This window comes from Variovorax sp. LjRoot290 (assembly GCF_964253985.1).
Lineage (GTDB): Bacteria > Pseudomonadota > Gammaproteobacteria > Burkholderiales > Burkholderiaceae_C > Variovorax.
In genome coordinates this window covers 2,675,581-2,691,330 of the sequence record NZ_CAXURW020000001.1, presented here as the reverse complement: position 1 = coordinate 2,691,330, position 15,750 = coordinate 2,675,581, and the positions used below count along the sequence as shown (strand labels likewise).

Annotated in this window: 13 protein-coding genes; 6 read left to right on the top strand and 7 right to left on the bottom strand. The window is 67.4% G+C overall.

The window, feature by feature from the left end; translation table 11 throughout:
• Positions 1 to 2: 2 nt before the first annotated feature.
• The 6 genes from fmdA to urtA form a co-directional block, all read right to left on the bottom strand.
• Positions 3 to 1,235: a formamidase gene (gene fmdA, locus ACSQ9A_RS13495; RefSeq protein ID WP_436303985.1), complete on the bottom strand. Its 1,233-nt coding sequence runs from the start codon at positions 1,233 to 1,235 to the stop codon at positions 3 to 5.
• A 24-nt stretch (positions 1,236 to 1,259) separates the two neighbouring features.
• Positions 1,260 to 1,949 (bottom strand): urea ABC transporter ATP-binding subunit UrtE, encoded by a 690-nt coding sequence (gene urtE, locus ACSQ9A_RS13490; RefSeq protein ID WP_093107429.1) that lies wholly within the window; start codon positions 1,947 to 1,949, stop codon positions 1,260 to 1,262.
• Between the two features lie 13 nt (positions 1,950 to 1,962).
• Positions 1,963 to 2,709, bottom strand: a complete 747-nt coding sequence (urtD, locus tag ACSQ9A_RS13485) for an urea ABC transporter ATP-binding protein UrtD (protein WP_093107431.1) — start codon at positions 2,707 to 2,709, stop codon at positions 1,963 to 1,965.
• Between the two features lie 9 nt (positions 2,710 to 2,718).
• Positions 2,719 to 3,924: an urea ABC transporter permease subunit UrtC gene (gene urtC, locus ACSQ9A_RS13480; RefSeq protein WP_436303984.1), complete on the bottom strand. Its 1,206-nt coding sequence runs from the start codon at positions 3,922 to 3,924 to the stop codon at positions 2,719 to 2,721.
• A 10-nt stretch (positions 3,925 to 3,934) separates the two neighbouring features.
• A complete protein-coding gene (gene urtB / locus ACSQ9A_RS13475; protein ID WP_093107435.1) occupies positions 3,935 to 4,849 on the bottom strand; it encodes an urea ABC transporter permease subunit UrtB in 915 nt (304 codons plus the stop codon).
• Between the two features lie 160 nt (positions 4,850 to 5,009).
• Positions 5,010 to 6,272 (bottom strand): urea ABC transporter substrate-binding protein, encoded by a 1,263-nt coding sequence (gene urtA / locus ACSQ9A_RS13470; protein WP_436303983.1) that lies wholly within the window; start codon positions 6,270 to 6,272, stop codon positions 5,010 to 5,012.
• Between the two features lie 241 nt (positions 6,273 to 6,513).
• On the opposite strand from urtA, the gene ACSQ9A_RS13465 reads away from it, so the two are divergent.
• Genes ACSQ9A_RS13465 through ACSQ9A_RS13455 form a run of 3 tightly spaced genes read left to right on the top strand, consistent with a single transcriptional unit; the run spans position 6,514 to position 11,861 of the window.
• The gene (locus ACSQ9A_RS13465) at positions 6,514 to 9,894 is read left to right on the top strand and encodes a hybrid sensor histidine kinase/response regulator (RefSeq protein ID WP_436303982.1); all 3,381 of its coding nucleotides are present in this window, start codon (positions 6,514 to 6,516) and stop codon (positions 9,892 to 9,894) included.
• Positions 9,878 to 10,771: a response regulator transcription factor gene (locus ACSQ9A_RS13460; RefSeq protein WP_093107439.1), complete on the top strand. Its 894-nt coding sequence runs from the start codon at positions 9,878 to 9,880 to the stop codon at positions 10,769 to 10,771. Before ACSQ9A_RS13465 ends, ACSQ9A_RS13460 begins: the two co-directional genes overlap by 17 nt.
• Before the next feature lie 37 nt (positions 10,772 to 10,808).
• Complete coding sequence (locus tag ACSQ9A_RS13455) at positions 10,809 to 11,861, top strand: DUF72 domain-containing protein (protein WP_436303981.1); 1,053 nt, start codon at positions 10,809 to 10,811, stop codon at positions 11,859 to 11,861.
• Here ACSQ9A_RS13455 and ACSQ9A_RS13450 read toward each other — a convergent pair.
• On the bottom strand, positions 11,826 to 12,416 hold the full coding sequence (locus tag ACSQ9A_RS13450) for a TetR/AcrR family transcriptional regulator (RefSeq protein WP_436303980.1): 591 nt from the start codon (positions 12,414 to 12,416) through the stop codon (positions 11,826 to 11,828). The two genes, ACSQ9A_RS13455 and ACSQ9A_RS13450, sit on opposite strands and share 36 nt — an antisense overlap.
• Before the next feature lie 111 nt (positions 12,417 to 12,527).
• Here ACSQ9A_RS13450 and ACSQ9A_RS13445 point away from each other — a divergent pair, with 111 nt between their 5' ends.
• Genes ACSQ9A_RS13445 through ACSQ9A_RS13435 form a run of 3 tightly spaced genes read left to right on the top strand, consistent with a single transcriptional unit; the run spans position 12,528 to position 15,711 of the window.
• On the top strand, positions 12,528 to 13,550 hold the full coding sequence (locus tag ACSQ9A_RS13445; RefSeq protein WP_436303979.1) for an NAD(P)-dependent oxidoreductase: 1,023 nt from the start codon (positions 12,528 to 12,530) through the stop codon (positions 13,548 to 13,550).
• On the top strand, positions 13,547 to 14,536 hold the full coding sequence (locus tag ACSQ9A_RS13440; RefSeq protein ID WP_436303978.1) for an NAD(P)-dependent oxidoreductase: 990 nt from the start codon (positions 13,547 to 13,549) through the stop codon (positions 14,534 to 14,536). Before ACSQ9A_RS13445 ends, ACSQ9A_RS13440 begins: the two co-directional genes overlap by 4 nt.
• 38 nt (positions 14,537 to 14,574) lie before the next feature.
• The gene (locus ACSQ9A_RS13435) at positions 14,575 to 15,711 is read left to right on the top strand and encodes an alpha/beta fold hydrolase (protein ID WP_436303977.1); all 1,137 of its coding nucleotides are present in this window, start codon (positions 14,575 to 14,577) and stop codon (positions 15,709 to 15,711) included.
• Positions 15,712 to 15,750 lie beyond the last annotated feature (39 nt).

The window sequence follows — 15,750 nt, the reverse complement described above, 5'->3', positions numbered from 1 at the left end:
CCTCAGCGCAGGTCGTGCGACAGCGGCATGTCGATCGAGCCGTCGATCATCTTCGTCGGCCCTGCCGCGTTCGGATTGATGTCGAAGTCGAAGATCTGCGTCGGCAGCCAGAGCGTGGCGCAGGCGTTGGGCACGTCGACCACGCCGCTGATGTGGCCCTGCACCGGAGCCGTGCCGAGGATCGAATAGGCCTGCGCGCCCGAATAGCCGAACTTCTTCAGGTACTCGATGGCGTTCAGGCAGGCCTGGCGGTAGGCGATGTGCACGTCCAGGTAGTACTGCTTGCCGGCCTCGTCGACCGAGATGCCCTCGAAGATCAGGTAGTCGTTGTAGCTCGGCGTGATCGGGCTGGGCTTGAAGATCGGGTTCTTGATGCCGTACTTGGCCATGCCGCCCTTGATCAGGCTGACCTTCATGTGCACCCAGCCGGCCATCTCGATCGCGCCACAGAAGGTGATCTCGCCGTCGCCCTGGCTGAAGTGCAGGTCGCCCACCGAAAGGCCCGCACCATCCACGTACACCGGGAAGAAGACCTTGGAGCCGCGCGACAGATCCTTGATGTCGCAGTTGCCGCCATGCTCGCGCGGCGGCACGGTGCGCGCGCCCTCGGCGGCGGCCTTGGCCCTCGCCTCGCCCGTCATCTTGCCCATGTGGGCGGTGGCGGCGAAGGGCGGGTTGGCCAGGCCCGGCACGCGCTCCGGGTCGGTCGCGATGAAGTCGATCTCGCGCTTGTTCCACACGTCCAGCATCGGTTTGTCCGGCAGGCAGCCGATCAGGCCCGGATGGATCAGGCCCGCGAAGTTGACGCCCGGCACATGGCGCGAGCTGGTGAACATGCCCTTGAAGTCCCAGATCGACTTTTGTGCTTCGGGGAAATGGTCGGTGAGGAAGCCGCCGCCGTTCTTCTTCGAGAAGAAGCCGTTGAAACCCCAGAGGCTGTCTTGCTTGGCGCCGATGTCCAGCAGGTCCACCACCAGCAGGTCGCCGGGCTCGGCGCCCTTCACGCCCACCGGGCCCGAGAGGTAGTGCACGGTGCTCAGGTCGATGTCGCGCACGTCGTCGGCGCTGTCGTTGTTCTTGATGAAGCCGCCGGTCCAGTCGAAGGTCTCGAGGATGAAGTCGTCGCCCGGGTTGACCCAGCATGCCATCGGGATGTCCGGATGCCAGCGGTTGTGGATCATCTCGTTCTCGGTGGGCGACTGGGTGAGGTCGACCTTGATCAGGGTGTCGGTCATGCGTGCTCCTTCTTTGGGGTTCGGTTAAACGGAGAGGTAGGCCTTGATGTGGTTCACGTCGGTCTTGTCGCGCGCGGTTTCGTGGACCAGGCGGCCGCCTTCGATCACGAACAGCCGATCCGCGACGTCCAGCGCGAAGCTCAGCACCTGTTCGGACACGACGATCGTGATCTGCCGCATCTTTCGGATCTCGTTGAGCGCCTTCGCGATGTCCTTGATGATCGAAGGCTGGATGCCTTCTGTGGGCTCGTCGAGCAGCAGCACCTTGGGTTCGGTGACCAGCGCGCGAGCGATGGCCAGCTGCTGCTGCTGGCCGCCCGAGAGGTTGCCGCCCTTGCGCCGCTTCATGTCGAAGAGCACCGGGAAGAGCGCGTAGATCTCCTCGGGAATGCGCTTGACCTTGGCGTTCTCCAGGCCGGTCTGGATGTTTTCCTCGACCGTCAGCGTCGGGAAGATCATGCGGCCCTGCGGCACGTAGGCGATGCCCTTGGCCACGCGGCGGAAGCTCTCGTCGCGCGACACGTCCTGGCCCGCGACCTCGATCCTTCCGCTCTTGATGGGCAGCACGCCCATCAGGCTCTTGAACAGCGTGGTCTTGCCCATGCCGTTGCGGCCCATGATGGCGACGGTCTCGTTGGCCCTGGCCTCGAAGGAGATGCCGTGCAGCGCCTCGCTCTGGCCGTAGGCGACGTGAAGGTCTGTCACTTGGAGCATGGGTCTCTTTCTCTCAATGACCGAGGTAGACGTCGATGACTTTCGGGTCGGCCTGCACCTTCTCCATCGGCCCTTCGGCCAGGATCTTTCCCTGGTGCATCACGGTCACCTTGTGCGCGATCTGCTTGACGAAATCCATGTCGTGCTCGATCACGATCACCGCGCGGTTCCTGCAGATGCGCTTGAGCAGCTCGGCCGTCAGCTCGCGCTCGCGCGCGCTCATGCCGGCGATGGGTTCGTCGAGCATCAGCAGCTCGGGCTCCTGCATCAGCAGCATGCCGATCTCGAGCCACTGCTTCTGGCCGTGCGAGAGCAGGCCGGCTTCGGTATGCAGCTTGCCGGCCAGGCCGATGTCATCGGCCACCGCCTGCACCTTGGCCTTGACTTCGTCGTCGCACTGGAAGGCCAGCGCACCGAACACCGAGCGCCCCTTGGGGAAGGACACCTCGAGGTTCTGGAACACGCTCAGGTTCTCGTAGATCGAGGGGGTCTGGAACTTGCGCCCGATGCCCAGGCGCACGCGCTTGTGCTCGGCCATCTTGGTGAGCTCGGTGTTCTGGAATTTGATGCTGCCGCTCGTGGCCCTGGTCTTTCCGCAGATCAGGTCGAGCAAGGTGGTCTTGCCGGCGCCGTTGGGGCCGATGATCACGCGCAGCTCGTTGCGATCGATGTAGAGCGTGAGATCGTCGATGGCCTTGAAACCGTCGAAGGAGACGCTGAGGTCTTCCACTGCGAGCGCGAAGTCGGTGTTGCTGCTCATGAAGAATCCTCAGGCGCTCTGGCTGCCGACACCGTCGGGCAGCGAGGGTTCATCGACGGTGCGGCTCGCCTTCGGCGGCGGCTCCGGATAGTGGGCCTGCGCGGCGGCCAGCTGCTCGGCATGCAGTTTCCGCTCGGCCGCGCGGCGCAGCCACCAGGGCTTGATATGGCTCTCCCACAGCCCGGCCAAGCCCATCGGGAAGGCCAGCGTGACGCCGATGAAAAGCGCGGCCATCAGGAACAGCCACAGATCCGGAAAGCTCTCGGAGAAGAAGGTCTTTCCCGCGTTCACCAGCAGCGCGCCGTACACCGCGCCTACCAGGCTCATGCGCCCGCCGACGGCCGCGAAGATCACCATCTCGATCGAGGGCACGATGCCGACGAAGGACGGCGACATGAAGCCCACCTGCAGCGCGAACATCGCACCGCCGATGCCCGAGAGTGCGGCGGCCAAGCAGAAGGTGAAGACCTTGAAGTTCGAGACGTCGTAGCCCGAGAAGCGCACCCGGTCTTCCTTGTCGCGCATGGCGAGCAGCAGCGTGCCGAGCTTGCTCTTCTGGATCCACAGGCACAGCAGGATGCTGGCCATCAGCAGGCCAACGCAGAGGTAGTAGAGGATGTACTTGGCGCTGTCGGTGCGCGTGTCCCAGCCCAGCACCGTCTTCAGGTCGGTCATGCCGTTGACGCCGCCGGTGTAGCCCTGCTGGCCGATGATCAGCACCGACAGGATCAGCGCCACCGCCTGCGTGATGATCGCGAAGTACACGCCGCCCACGCGGCGCTTGAACATCGCGAAGCTGATCAGCCAGGCCAGCGCCGTCGGCACCGCGATCACTAGGATCACCGTCAGCGGCAGGCTCTTGAAGGGCAGCCAGAGCATCGGCAGCTCGGTGATCTGGTTCCAGTCCATGAAGTCGGGGATGCCCGGCGTCGACTGGATCTTGGTGGTCTCGGGGTCCGAGGCCTCCAGCTTCAGGAACATCGCCATCGCGTAGCCCCCGAGCCCGAAGAAGACGCCCTGCCCCAGGCTCAGCACGCCGCCGTAGCCCCACACCATCACCAGGCCGACGGCGACGAAGGCGTAGGTGAGGTACTTGCCGACCAGGTTGAGGCGGAAGATATCGAGCGTGGCCGGCAGCACGACCGCCAGCAGGACCGCCAGCACGATCACGCTCCACAGGCCCGAGCGCTTGAACGAATCGAAAAGCGAAGTCATGTGAGAAGTCCTAGCGCCGCACCTTGACGGCAAAGAGACCTTGCGGGCGCATCATCAAAATCAGCACGATCAGCGAGAGCGTGAGCACCTTGGCCATCGAGCCGGTAATGAAGAACTCCGAGATCGACTGTGTCTGCGCGATGCCGAAGGCCGACACCACCGTGCCCAGTAGGCTGGCCGCGCCGCCGAAGGTGACGACCAGGAAGGCGTCGACGATGTAGAGCTGGCCCGAGGTCGGCCCGGTCGAGCCGATGGTGGTGAAGGCTGCGCCCGCCACGCCGGCGATGCCGCAGCCGATCGCGAAGGTCAGGCGGTCGGTCTTCCTGGTGTCGATGCCGGTCGCGTTGGCCATCTGGCGATTCGCGACCGTGGCGCGCACGCGCAGGCCCCAGCGGCTTCGGTGCAGCGCGATCAGGATGCCCGCCGTCACGAAGGCGGTGAGCGCCAGCACGAAGAGGCCGTTGATCGGGATGTCCAGCCCCTCGGCCGGCGCCCACGAGCCCATCAGCCACTCGGGCAGCGTCGGGCTCACTTCCTTGGGCCCGATGCCGGTGCGGAAGATCTGCTGCAGCCCGAGGCTGATGCCCCAGGTGGCCAGCAGGGTGTCCAGCGGGCGCTTGTAGAGGTGCCGGATCAGCCCCCACTCCACCAGCCAGCCGGCGATGAAGGCGAACACGAAGGCCATCACGATGGCGAGCGGGAAGTAGTACGGCAGCAAGGCCGGCGCATGCGCCTCGGTGAGCGTCGAGCCCAGGTAGATCGTGTAGGCCCCGATCGTCATGAACTCGCCGTGCGCCATGTTGATGACGCCCATCTGGCCGAAGATGATCGCCAGCCCCAGGCCCATCAGCAGCAGCACCGCGAACAGGCTCAGGCCCGCGAAGCCCTGCATCAGGCCGATGTTCAACATGTCCGAAAAGTTCATGTCACTGATCCCGTTGAAAGCGTAGGACGCGGGCGACACTCGCGGCAAGCGAAGCGAAGCCCGTTCGGGAGACACCGCGGAACCGGCTTTGCCGAGCCACCGGTGTCGCCCCCTTGAGGGGGGAGGCGGCTACACGAAGTGAGCAAGCAACGGGGGTGGGCTACTGATAACCCTTGGGGAACGGATCCGGCTTAATGAGCTCGCTCGACTCCGCCACCACCTTGAAGCTGCCGTCCGGCATACCCTGCCCGATGCGCGCCTTGCTCCACAGGTGGTGGTTCGGGTCCAGCTTCACGTAGCCTTCGGGGGCGGTCTTGAGTTCGATGCCCGGCGAAGCGGCGACCACCTTGTCGACGTCGAAGCTGCCGGCCTTCTCGACCGCGGCCTTCCAGAGCCAGGGCCCGAGATAGCCGGCCTGCGTGACGTCGCCGATCACCGAGTCCTTGCCGTACTTGGCCTTGAAGGCGGCGACGAACTTCTTGTTGTTGTCGTTCGGCAGCGTCTGGAAGTACTTCATCGACGAATAGAAGCCGGCGAAGTTCTCGCCGCCCACGCCCGTCATCTCGTCCTCCGTCACCGCCAGCGTCAAGAGGAACTGCTTGTCGCCGCTGATGCCTGCGGCCTTGAGCTGTTTGTAGAAGGCGACGTTGGAGCCGCCCACCACCGCCGCGAAGATGCAGTCCGGCTTGGCGACCTTGATCTTGTTGATCAGCGAGTTGAAGTTGGTGTGGCCCAGCGGGTAGTACTCCTCGCCCTTGACCGAACCTTTCTGGAAGTTCTCGATGTGCTTGCGCGCGATCTTCATCGAGGTGCGCGGCCAGATGTAGTCGGAGCCGACCAGGAAGAAGGTCTTGGCCTTCTTCTCCTTCGCGCCCCAGTCCAGCCCCCAGATGATCTGCTGCGTGGCTTCCTGGCCGGTGTAGATCACGTTCTTGCTCTGCTCCAGGCCTTCGTAGAAGGTCGGGTAGTACAGGAGGCCGTTCTCCTTCTCGAACACCGGCAGCACCGCCTTGCGCGAGGCCGAGGTCCAGCAGCCGAACACGGTCGCGACCTTGTCGTTGACCAGCAGCTTCTTCGACTTCTCGGCGAAGGTCGGCCAGTCGGAAGCGCCGTCTTCCTTGATCACCTTGATCTTGCGCCCGAGGATGCCGCCCATGGCGTTGATCTCGTCGATGGCGAGCTGCTCGGCCTGGATCGAACCGGTCTCGGAAATCGCCATCGTGCCGCTGGACGAATGCAGCTGGCCGACCGTCACTTCGGTGTCGGTCACCGCGAGCTTGGTGGTGTTCACCTTGGCCGTCGGGAATTGCTGGCCGAAGGCGAGGCCACCGAGGCCCAGCATCGGCAGCGCGGCGGCGCCCTGGATCAGGCGGCGGCGCTGCAGCAGCAGCGACTCGGGGGAGGCGTTGGGGTCACGGGACATATCGAACTCTCCAGGCGGGTTGTGAAAAGGCTTTGGGTTGCTGCGCACCACCGCTGTGCATCCAGCCGGCGGTGCGACCAGCACCATGGCCGCCACTCTAGGAAGAGGACCCGGCGATCCGAATACGTCAATCAACGTATCGGGGCCCGCGCCGCCCGGCGCCACACTGCCCGCCTTGCCCACGGCCCAGCAGGAGCGCTTCTTGCAACGCATGCCTTCCACTGCCGAGCGCCGGAACACCATGCAATCTGTGACAGGCCAGAAAATCTTCAGGATTCGCCGCGACTACAACGCCTGGGTCGCCGACGAAACCCTGGAGGACTACGCGCTGCGCTACACGCCGCGCAGCTTTCGCAAGTGGTCGGAGTTCCGGGTCGCCAACACGGCCTTCGGCGCCACCTCCTTCCTCGCGCTCGAAGCCATCGGCGGCACCATCGCGCTGAGCTACGGTTTCTCCAACGCGGTGTGGGCCATCCTGGTGGTGGGCCTCATCACCTTCCTCACCGGCCTGCCGATCGGCTACTACGCAGCCAAGTACGGGCTGGACATGGACCTGCTGACGCGCGGCGCCGGCTTCGGCTATCTCGGCTCCACGCTGACTTCGCTCATCTACGCGAGCTTCACCTTCATCTTCTTCGCGCTGGAGGCGGCCATCCTCGCGCTCGCGCTGCAGCTCTACTTCGGCTGGCCGCTGCCGGCGTGCTACCTGGTCTCGTCGCTGGTGGTGATCCCGATCGTGATGTACGGCATCACGCTGATCTCGCGGCTGCAGCTGTGGACGCAGCCGATCTGGATGGTTCTCTTCGTCTGCCCCTACATCGCAGTGCTGCTGAAGAACCCGCAGGCCTTCAGCGATTTCACCAGCCTCTCGGGCCGCATTTCGAGCAGCAGCGGCTTCGACGCCATCATGTTCGGCGCCGGCGCGACAGTGGCCTTCTCGCTGGTGGTGCAGATCGGCGAGCAGGTCGACTACCTGCGCTTCCTGCCGGAGAAGACGCCTGCCAACCGTCGCCGCTGGTGGGGCGCGGTGCTCGTCGCCGGCGCCGGCTGGATCGTGCCGGGCATGCTGAAGATGCTGGGCGGCGCCTTCCTGGCCTTCCTGGCACTGCAGCATCAGATCCCGAGCGAGCAGGCGGTCGAGCCGACGCAGATGTACCTGGCCGGCTTCGGCTACGTGTTCGGCAACCCGGCCTGGGTGCTGGGCGCGACCACGCTCTTCGTGGTGGTGTCGCAGATCAAGATCAACCTCACCAATGCCTATGCGGGCTCGCTGGCCTGGTCGAACTTCTTCGCGCGCCTCACGCACAGCCATCCGGGCCGCGTGGTCTGGCTGGTGTTCAACGTGATGATCGCGGTGCTGCTGATGACGCTGGGCGTCTTCGCTGCGCTCGAGAACGTGCTAGGCCTCTACAGCAACCTCGCCATCGCCTGGGTCGGCGCGCTGGTGGCCGACCTGGTCATCAACAAGCCGCTGGGCTGGAGTCCGAAGCACATCGAGTTCAAGCGCGCGCACCTCTACGACATCAATCCCGTGGGGCTTGGCGCGATGCTGGTGGCCGCGGTGCTGGGCATCGTGGCCTATGCCGGCGCGCTGGGTCCGCTGGCCCAGGCCTTCTCGCCCTTCATCGCGCTCCTGACCGCCCTCCTCGTCTCGCCGCTGCTCGCCTGGTGGACGCGCGGGCGCTACTACCTCGCGCGCAGCGGCGACACGCCCTGGGCGCCGGGCCAAAGCGTGAAGTGCTCGGTCTGCGAGAACGCCTTCGAATCGGAGGACATGGCCCATTGCCCGGCCTACAACGCGCCGATCTGCTCGCTGTGCTGCACGCTGGAGTCGCGCTGCCACGACCGCTGCAAGACCGGTTCGCGCGCGGCCGAGCAGGTCAACACCTGGTTGACGGCGCTGCTGCCGCCCGCGCTCTCGGCACGGCTCAACTTCCGCGTGGCGCGCTATCTGGTGGTGGCGAGCTCCTTCATCCTGCTGCTGGCCGTGATCATGGGCGTGGTGTACGAGCAGCAGCTGATCCAGAGCACGGTGGAGCGCGGCGCGCTGCGCGATGCCTTCCTCAAGGCCTTCGCGCTGCTCTCGCTGGCCGCGGCGCTGGGCGCCTGGTGGGTGGTGCTCGGCAGCGAAAGCCGCGAGATGGCGCAGGAGGAATCGAATCGCCACAACCACCTGCTCACGCTGGAGATCGAGGCGCACCAACGCACCGACGCCGCGCTGCAGGCGGCCAAGGACGCGGCCGAGGCCGCCAACCAGGCCAAGACGCGCTACGTGGCCGGCATGACGCACGAGCTGCGCACGCCGCTCAACAGCATCCTCGGCTACTCGCAGATCCTGTTGAAGGAGGACGGCAAGCAGATCCCGCCGCGCGACGCGCTGCAGACCATCCACCACAGCGGCGAGCACATGCTGAGCCTGATCGACGGCCTGCTCGACCTGGCGCGCATCGAAGCCGGCCGGCTGCAGCTGGAGCGCATGCCGCTGCCGCTGCCCGAGTTCCTCGACGAGGTGGTGCGCATGGTGCGGCCGCAGGCCGAGGCCAAGGGCCTGGCCTTCGTCTTCACGAAGAGCGGGCGGCTGCCGGCCTGGGTGCAGGCCGATGCCAAGCGGCTGCGGCAGATCCTGATCAACCTGCTCGCGAACGCGGTGCGCTTCACCGATGCCGGCACGGTCACGCTGCACGTCGATGCGCGGCGGCAGGTGCTGCGCTTCGACGTCGTCGACACCGGCATCGGCGTGGCGCCGCAGGACCACCAGCGCATCTTCCTGCCCTTCGAGCGCGGCGCCGCGGGCCGCCAGCGCGGCGAACCGGGCACCGGACTGGGCCTGACCATCACCGGCCTCTTGACCTCGCTGATGGGCGGCGAACTCACCTTGACCGCGAGTTCGGCCGCCGGCAGCACCTTCAGCGTGCGGGTCTACTTGCGCGAGGTGCCCGATCCCGGACCGCAGGCCGAGCCGCAACGCCAGATCTCCGGCTACTTCGGCCCACGCCGCACGCTGCTGGTGGTGGACGACCAGCCGGTGCAACGCCAAATGCTGGCCGGCATGCTGGCGCCGCTGGGCTTCGACGTGCGCGAGGCCGCCAGCGGCACCGAGTGCCTCGACAGCCTGCGCGAGCACGTGCCCTCGGCCATCCTGCTCGACATCAGCATGGACGACATGGACGGCTGGCAGACGGCCGCCCTCGTTCGCGCCGCCGGCTTCGACGCGGTGCCGATCGTGATGGTCTCGGCCAACGTGTTCGAGAACCAGGGCGAGCGACTGCGCATGGCCGGCTGCCAGGCCTTCATCGGCAAGCCGGTGATCGAGTCCGAGCTGATCATGACGCTGGAGCGCCACCTCGGCCTGGAATGGATGGTGCCCGGCCATGCGCCGCCGCCGGCCGAAGCCGCGCCGCCGCCGCAGCTGGGCCTGCCGGAAGACGCACGCACCGAGCTGATGAGCCTGGTGCAACTCGGCCACGTGCGCGGATTGCAGCGCGCGCTCGACCGCCTCGCGTCCGAAGACGCGACGCTGGCCGCCAGCTGCAGCTACCTGCGCCGCCTGGTCATGCGCTTCGAGCTCGAGGATTTCAAGAAAGCCCTTTCGGAGGATCTGCTGCATGTATCCAACCCCTGAAAGCGAACGGCCCGTGGTGCTGGTGGTCGACGATGCGCCGAGTAGCCTGGGCGTGCTGTGCGACACGCTGGAGGCCAGCGGCTACACGGTGCTGGTGGCCGGCGACGGCGAGTCGGCGCTGCGCCTTCTGGAACTGGTGGTGCCCGACGCGATCCTGCTCGACGGCCTGATGCCGGGCTTGTCGGGCTTCGACACCTGCCGGCGCATCAAGGCCAACGCGGCGCTGGCGCACATCCCGGTGCTCTTCATGACCGGGCTGTCCGAAACGCCGCACGTGGTCGAAGGCTTCGAGAGCGGCGGCGTCGACTACGTGGTCAAGCCGATCCGCGCGCAGGAGGTGCTGGCGCGCCTGCACACGCATGCGCGCAACGCCCACATCGCGCGCATGGCGCGCGACGCGGTCGACGTGGCGGGCATGGGCGTGGTGCTGATCGACGCGCAGGGCCGCGTGGCCTGGCGTTCGCCGCAGGCCGCGCTGTGGCTGCATGCGCTGGGCGAGCCTTCGGCGCCCGGCCAGCTGCCCGCGGCGCTGGACCCGGTGCTCGCGGGCGGCGCGAGCGTGGTGCTTTCGACCTTGGCAGGCACGCGCCTGTCGGTGCGCAACCTGGGCACCGCGACGCTGGGCGAAACGATGCTGCTGCTGGCGCCGCACAAGGAAGGCGCCGCCGGCACTTCGCGCCTGGCCGATGCGGCGCTGACGCCGCGCGAGACCGAGGTGCTGTCCTGGCTCGCCAAGGGCAAGACCAACCGCGACATCGGCGAGATCCTCGGCATGAGCCCGCGCACGGTCAACAAGCACCTGGAGCACATCTTCGAGAAGCTGGGCGTCGAGACGCGCTCGGCTGCGGCGGCGTTGGCCAGCGGGCAGCTGGGCTAGGGCTTGCTGGAGAATGTGGCGCTCGCCCTGCCACACGATGCAAGACTCGCTTTTCGACGACCCGAACGAACCCGCGCCCGCTTCGCCCGCGCCGAAGAAGCGCGCAGGCCAGGCTGCTGCGGCCAAGGTCCAGCCCGCGCCGTCCGATGCGGCGCAGCAGGCGCTAGCGAAGGCGCTGCCGCCGCAACTGCGGCTCGGCACCTCTTCCTGGTTCTTCCCGGGCTGGGCCGGACTGGTCTGGGACGGCGAGTACGAGCAGTCGGTGCTGTCCAAGCACGGGCTCAAGGCCTATGCGCAGCATCCGCTGTTGCGCACCGTCAGCGTGGACCGCAGCTTCTACCGCGCGCTGTCGGCCAGCCAGTTCGCTGCCTACGCGCAGCAGGTGCCGGAAGACTTCCGCTTCGTCGTCAAGGCACCGAGCGTCGTCGCCGATGCGCTGGTGCGCGGCGAGGACGGGCGTGGCATGCAGCCCAATCCGGCCTTCCTCGATTCGGCATTGGCGGTGCAGGATTTCGTGCAGCCGGCGCTCGACGGCCTGGGCGCCAAGATCGGCGCGCTCGTGTTCCAGCTCAGTCCGCTGCCGTCGTCGATGCTGTCGCAAATGCCTGAGTTGTTGCAGCGCCTGCGGCACATGCTGCAGGCCTTGCCCGCGCTGCGCCCGAGCGCGCCGGACGGCGTGATCGCGGTCGAGGTGCGCAATCCCGAGTTCCTGACCCCGGCCTTCGCCGACGTGCTGCGCGAGGCCGGCGCCACCTACTGCCTCGGCCTGCATCCCAAGATGCCGCCGATCGGCGAGCAGTTGCCGGTGCTGCGCGCGCTGTGGCCGGGCCCGCTGGTCTGCCGCTGGAACCTGAACCGGCTGCACGGCGCCTACGGCTACGAGGAAGCCAAGCAGCTCTACGAGCCCTTCGACAAGCTCGTGGACCCGGACCCCGAGACACGCGGGACGCTGGCCCGCGTGATCGCCGCCACCAGCGGCGCGGGCCATGCGGCCTACGTGACGATCAACAACAAGGCCGAGGGGTCGGCGCCGCTGTCGGTGCTGGCGTTGGCGCTATGCCTTGGCAGCCAGCCAGCAGACGATCAATGAGGCCAGGCTCGCCGCCGCCGCGGCCTCGTCGATGCGCCCGCGGACCATGTCGCGCGCGATCGCGTCGCCGGCGCCGATGATGCCGACGCAGCGCAGGCGCAATTCGTCCTCGGGCAGCCTCGAATAGGGCGCGAGCGCATCGCGGTAGAGAGCGACGTAGCTGTCGATCAGCTCGCGCTGGAAGGCTTCCATCTCCTCGTCGCCCTTGAGCGCGGCCGAGATTGCGTGCCATTCGGGTCCCACCGAAGTGAAGCAGTTCATGTAGGCGGTGCTGACCACCCGCGCCACCTCTTCCAGCCGGCGCGGCGTTCGTTCGAGCGCGAGCAGCAGCGCCGCGACCTGGCGGTTGTCGATCTGCTCGTAGAGCGCGATCAGGAGGCCCGAGCGTGTCTTGAAATGTTCGTAGGCGATCGGCTTGCTCACGCCCGCGCGCTCGGCCAGGTAGCCGAGCGTGAGGGCGTCGGTGCCCTGCTCCCGCACGATGGCGAGCGCGGTCTCGAGCAGCTGTTCGCGGCGCTCGGCCTTGGACAGCTTTTTGGGCAAAGGGTCGTTCATGGGGCGGGCTTGACAGCGTCTTCGGCCTGGATTCTACTTTCCGTAACTTACCAATAGTAAGTTACTTGACGTAGATTGCATCTTACCCAATCCCAGACAGGAGTTCCCACCATGCCAGCGCGTTCAACAAAACCCGTGCTCATCATCGGCGGCTCGGGCGTCGTCGGCGCCCAGGCCGCGAAGGCCTTGCGCCGCCTGCACCCCGAACTCCCCATCTCCATCGGCGGGCGAAACCTGGCCAGGGCCGAGGCGGTGGCGCGAGAAATCGGCCATGCAGACGCGGTGGCGATCGACCTCGCGCGCGCCGACCTGGGCCAGCCCGCCGGCAAGCGCTACAGCGCCATCGCGATGTTCCTGAAGGACGACACGATGCATTCGCTGGACTATGCGCAGGCGAACGGCCTGCCCTACCTCAGCGTCTCCAGCGCCAGCTTCGAGATCGGCCCCGAGGTGGCCTGGTTCATCCGCAGGCCGGCCAGCGCACCGGTGCTGATGGCCAGCAACTGGCTGGCCGGCGTGGCCACCTTCGCAACGCTGCAGTTCGCGGCCGGATTCGAGCGCGTCGAGACGATCGAGATCTCACTGGTACTCGACGAGCAGGACATGGGCGGTCCGGCGGCCTACGTGGACTACGAGCGCATCACGCAGGCCGCGGCGAGCGCGCAGATCCTGAAGAACGGGCAGTGGATGTGGGCCACCGGCGAAGACGCCGCGCGCCGCTTCAAGGACTCGGAAGGTGTCGAACAACAGGGCCAGGCCTACGCGCCGCTGGACGTGCTGAGCCTGGGCGCCGCCACCGACGCCCATTCGATCCGCGTGGACCTGGCCGTCGGCGAAAGCGCCTCGCGCCGGCGCGGCGAGCCCTTCTCCACAGAGATCATCATCGAGATGAGCGGCCGGCTGAAGAGCAACGGCCAGCCGGGCCGCACGCGCCATGTGCTGGTGCATCCGGGCGGCCAGGCGCCCGTGACGGCCGTGGGCGTGGCGCTCGGCATCGAGCGCCTGCTCGGCCTGGCCGGCGGCGCCGCGGCGCCGCCGGGACTCTACCTGCCCGACGTGCTGATCGAGCCGGGCTATGCGCTTCGGCGCCTGCAGGAGGCCGGCTTGCAAGTCGTCGAGGGAGGCCTGACATGAAGCCCGTCCTGTTCATCGGCGGCTCCGGCCTGGTGGGCAGCCGGGCCGTGCGCACGCTGCGCCAGCTCCAGCCGGACCTGCCGATCGCGATCGGCGCTCGGGACATGGACAAGGCCGGTGCGCTCGCACGCGAGATCGGCGGCGCCGGCGCCGTGATGATCGGCCTGGCCCGCAGGGACCTTGGCCTGCCGGCCGATGCAGGCTACAGCGCCGTGGTCGTGCTGCTGAAGGACGCTGGCCTGCACTCGATGCGGTTTGCCCAGGCCCGCGGCCTGCCCTATGTGTCCTTCTCCGATTTCGTGTTCGACATCGGGCCGGAGGTGGCGCTCCATGTTCGCAAGCCGAACAGCGCGCCCATCCTGTTGCTGGGCCAGTACCTGGGCGGCACGGCGGCGCTCGCCGCGCTGCATTTCGCGCGCGAGTTCCGCCGCGTCGATTCGATCGCGATCGGCGGGCTGCTCGATGCCGACGACCTCGGCGGGCCGGTTGCGCAGGCCGACATCGAACGCCTGGGCCACGGCACGCCGCGCCCGCTGCTGCGGCATGAAGGCCGCTGGCTGTGGGCGAACGAAGCGCAGGCGAAGCGCCGCTTCGTCGATGCCGACGGCGTCACGCACGAGGGGCAGGCCTACCCGCTGCTCGACGTGGTGAGCCTCGCGGCCGCGACCGGCGCGCCGTCGATCCGGGTCGATCTCGCCCTCAGGGAGGGCCGGCGCCGCGCGGCGCCCTCGCACGAGGTGATCGTGGAGATCGCGGGTGAGCAGCAGGGTGGCCGGCAAGGCGTCACGCGCCACGCGCTGATCGACGGCGACGTCTACTCGGGCCTCAGCGCGCGCGGCGCGGCCCTGGCGGTCGAGCGTCTGCTCGGCCTGGCCGGCGGCTCGGCGGTCGTGCCGGGGCTTTACGACCCCGAGGAGTTGCTGGATCCGGCCTATGTGGTCGAGCGGCTCCAGGGCTTCGGCACGGAAATCCGGCGCTTGCCTTAGCCGGTCCGGCCGGGTACCGGCCATCTGGTCGATTGACCATGGGAGACAAACGTCCTCAACTAAAGGCTGTGCAGAAATCGAGTTATTTATCCGCCGCCGGCCCGCCGCGCCCGCGACAGGAAATCCGCTTCGCGCGCGGCCATGACCGGGTGCAGCTGGCCTATGCGATGTCCGGCAGCGGCCCGCTGCTGATCAAGGCCGCGACCTGGCTGTCGCACCTGGAGTACGACTGGGAGAGCCCGGTCTGGCGCCACGTGCTGCACGGGCTCTCAGCCAACGCCACCTTCGTGCGCTACGACGAGCGCGGCTGTGGCCTGTCGGATTGGGAGGTCGACGATCTCGGCTTCGACAGCTGGCTGAGCGATCTCGAAACCGTGGTCGACGCGCTGAGCACCGAGCGCTTCGGCCTGCTCGGCATCTCGCAAGGTGCGTCGATCGCGATCGCCTACGCGGCGAAGCATCCGGATCGCGTCAGCCACATGGTGCTGCATGGCGGCTATGCGCGCGGGCGCCTGGTGCGCAGCAACACGGCCCTGCAGCGCGAAGAAGCCGAGATGATGTGCAAGCTGGCCGAACTGGGCTGGGGCAAGGAGGACGCGTCGTTCCGCCAGTTCTTCACCAGCCAGTTCATTCCGGGAGGCTCGGCCGAGCAGCACCGCTGGTTCAACGAGCTGGAGCGCATCTCCAGCTCGCCCGCCAACGCCGCGCGCTTCATGCGCGAGTTCAACCGCATCGACGTCACGCATCTGCTGGCCGAAGTGCGCTGTCCCACCTTGGTGCTGCACAGCATGCGCGATCTTCGCGTGCCCTTCGTCGAGGGTCGGCTGATCGCGAGCGGCATCCGCGGTGCGCGCTTCGTGCCGATCGACAGCGGCAACCACCTGCTGCTCGACGAGCCCGGCTGGGCGCATTGGCTCGCCGAGGTGCGCAGATTCCTGCCCACCGCTGCGCCGGCGCACGACCCGGTGTTCGATGCGCTCACCGGCCGCGAGCGCCAATTGCTCGAACTGCTGGCCCAGGGCCGCGACAACGCCCAGATCGCAGCGACGCTAGGCCTGTCGGAAAAGACGGTGCGCAACCACCTGACCAGCGTGTTCGCCAAGCTGGAGGTCGACAACCGGGGCCGCGCGATCGTGCTGGCGCGCGACTCGGGCTTCGGCAAGCTGACCGCGTGATGCACCGCGCCGGCGATGGCGCAAATCTTCAAGACCAGG

Excerpts from the sequence above, each read along its gene's own strand:
- fmdA (WP_436303985.1), bottom strand. The coding sequence starts at position 1,235 with ATGACCGACACCCTGATCAAGGTCGACCTCACCCAGTCGCCCACCGAG.
- urtE (WP_093107429.1), bottom strand. The coding sequence starts at position 1,949 with ATGCTCCAAGTGACAGACCTTCACGTCGCCTACGGCCAGAGCGAGGCG.
- urtD (WP_093107431.1), bottom strand. The coding sequence starts at position 2,709 with ATGAGCAGCAACACCGACTTCGCGCTCGCAGTGGAAGACCTCAGCGTC.
- urtC (WP_436303984.1), bottom strand. The coding sequence starts at position 3,924 with ATGACTTCGCTTTTCGATTCGTTCAAGCGCTCGGGCCTGTGGAGCGTG.
- urtB (WP_093107435.1), bottom strand. The coding sequence starts at position 4,849 with ATGAACTTTTCGGACATGTTGAACATCGGCCTGATGCAGGGCTTCGCG.
- urtA (WP_436303983.1), bottom strand. The coding sequence starts at position 6,272 with ATGTCCCGTGACCCCAACGCCTCCCCCGAGTCGCTGCTGCTGCAGCGC.
- ACSQ9A_RS13465 (WP_436303982.1), top strand. The coding sequence starts at position 6,514 with ATGCAATCTGTGACAGGCCAGAAAATCTTCAGGATTCGCCGCGACTAC.
- ACSQ9A_RS13460 (WP_093107439.1), top strand. The coding sequence starts at position 9,878 with ATGTATCCAACCCCTGAAAGCGAACGGCCCGTGGTGCTGGTGGTCGAC.
- ACSQ9A_RS13455 (WP_436303981.1), top strand. The coding sequence starts at position 10,809 with ATGCAAGACTCGCTTTTCGACGACCCGAACGAACCCGCGCCCGCTTCG.
- ACSQ9A_RS13450 (WP_436303980.1), bottom strand. The coding sequence starts at position 12,416 with ATGAACGACCCTTTGCCCAAAAAGCTGTCCAAGGCCGAGCGCCGCGAA.
- ACSQ9A_RS13445 (WP_436303979.1), top strand. The coding sequence starts at position 12,528 with ATGCCAGCGCGTTCAACAAAACCCGTGCTCATCATCGGCGGCTCGGGC.
- ACSQ9A_RS13440 (WP_436303978.1), top strand. The coding sequence starts at position 13,547 with ATGAAGCCCGTCCTGTTCATCGGCGGCTCCGGCCTGGTGGGCAGCCGG.
- ACSQ9A_RS13435 (WP_436303977.1), top strand. The coding sequence starts at position 14,575 with ATGGGAGACAAACGTCCTCAACTAAAGGCTGTGCAGAAATCGAGTTAT.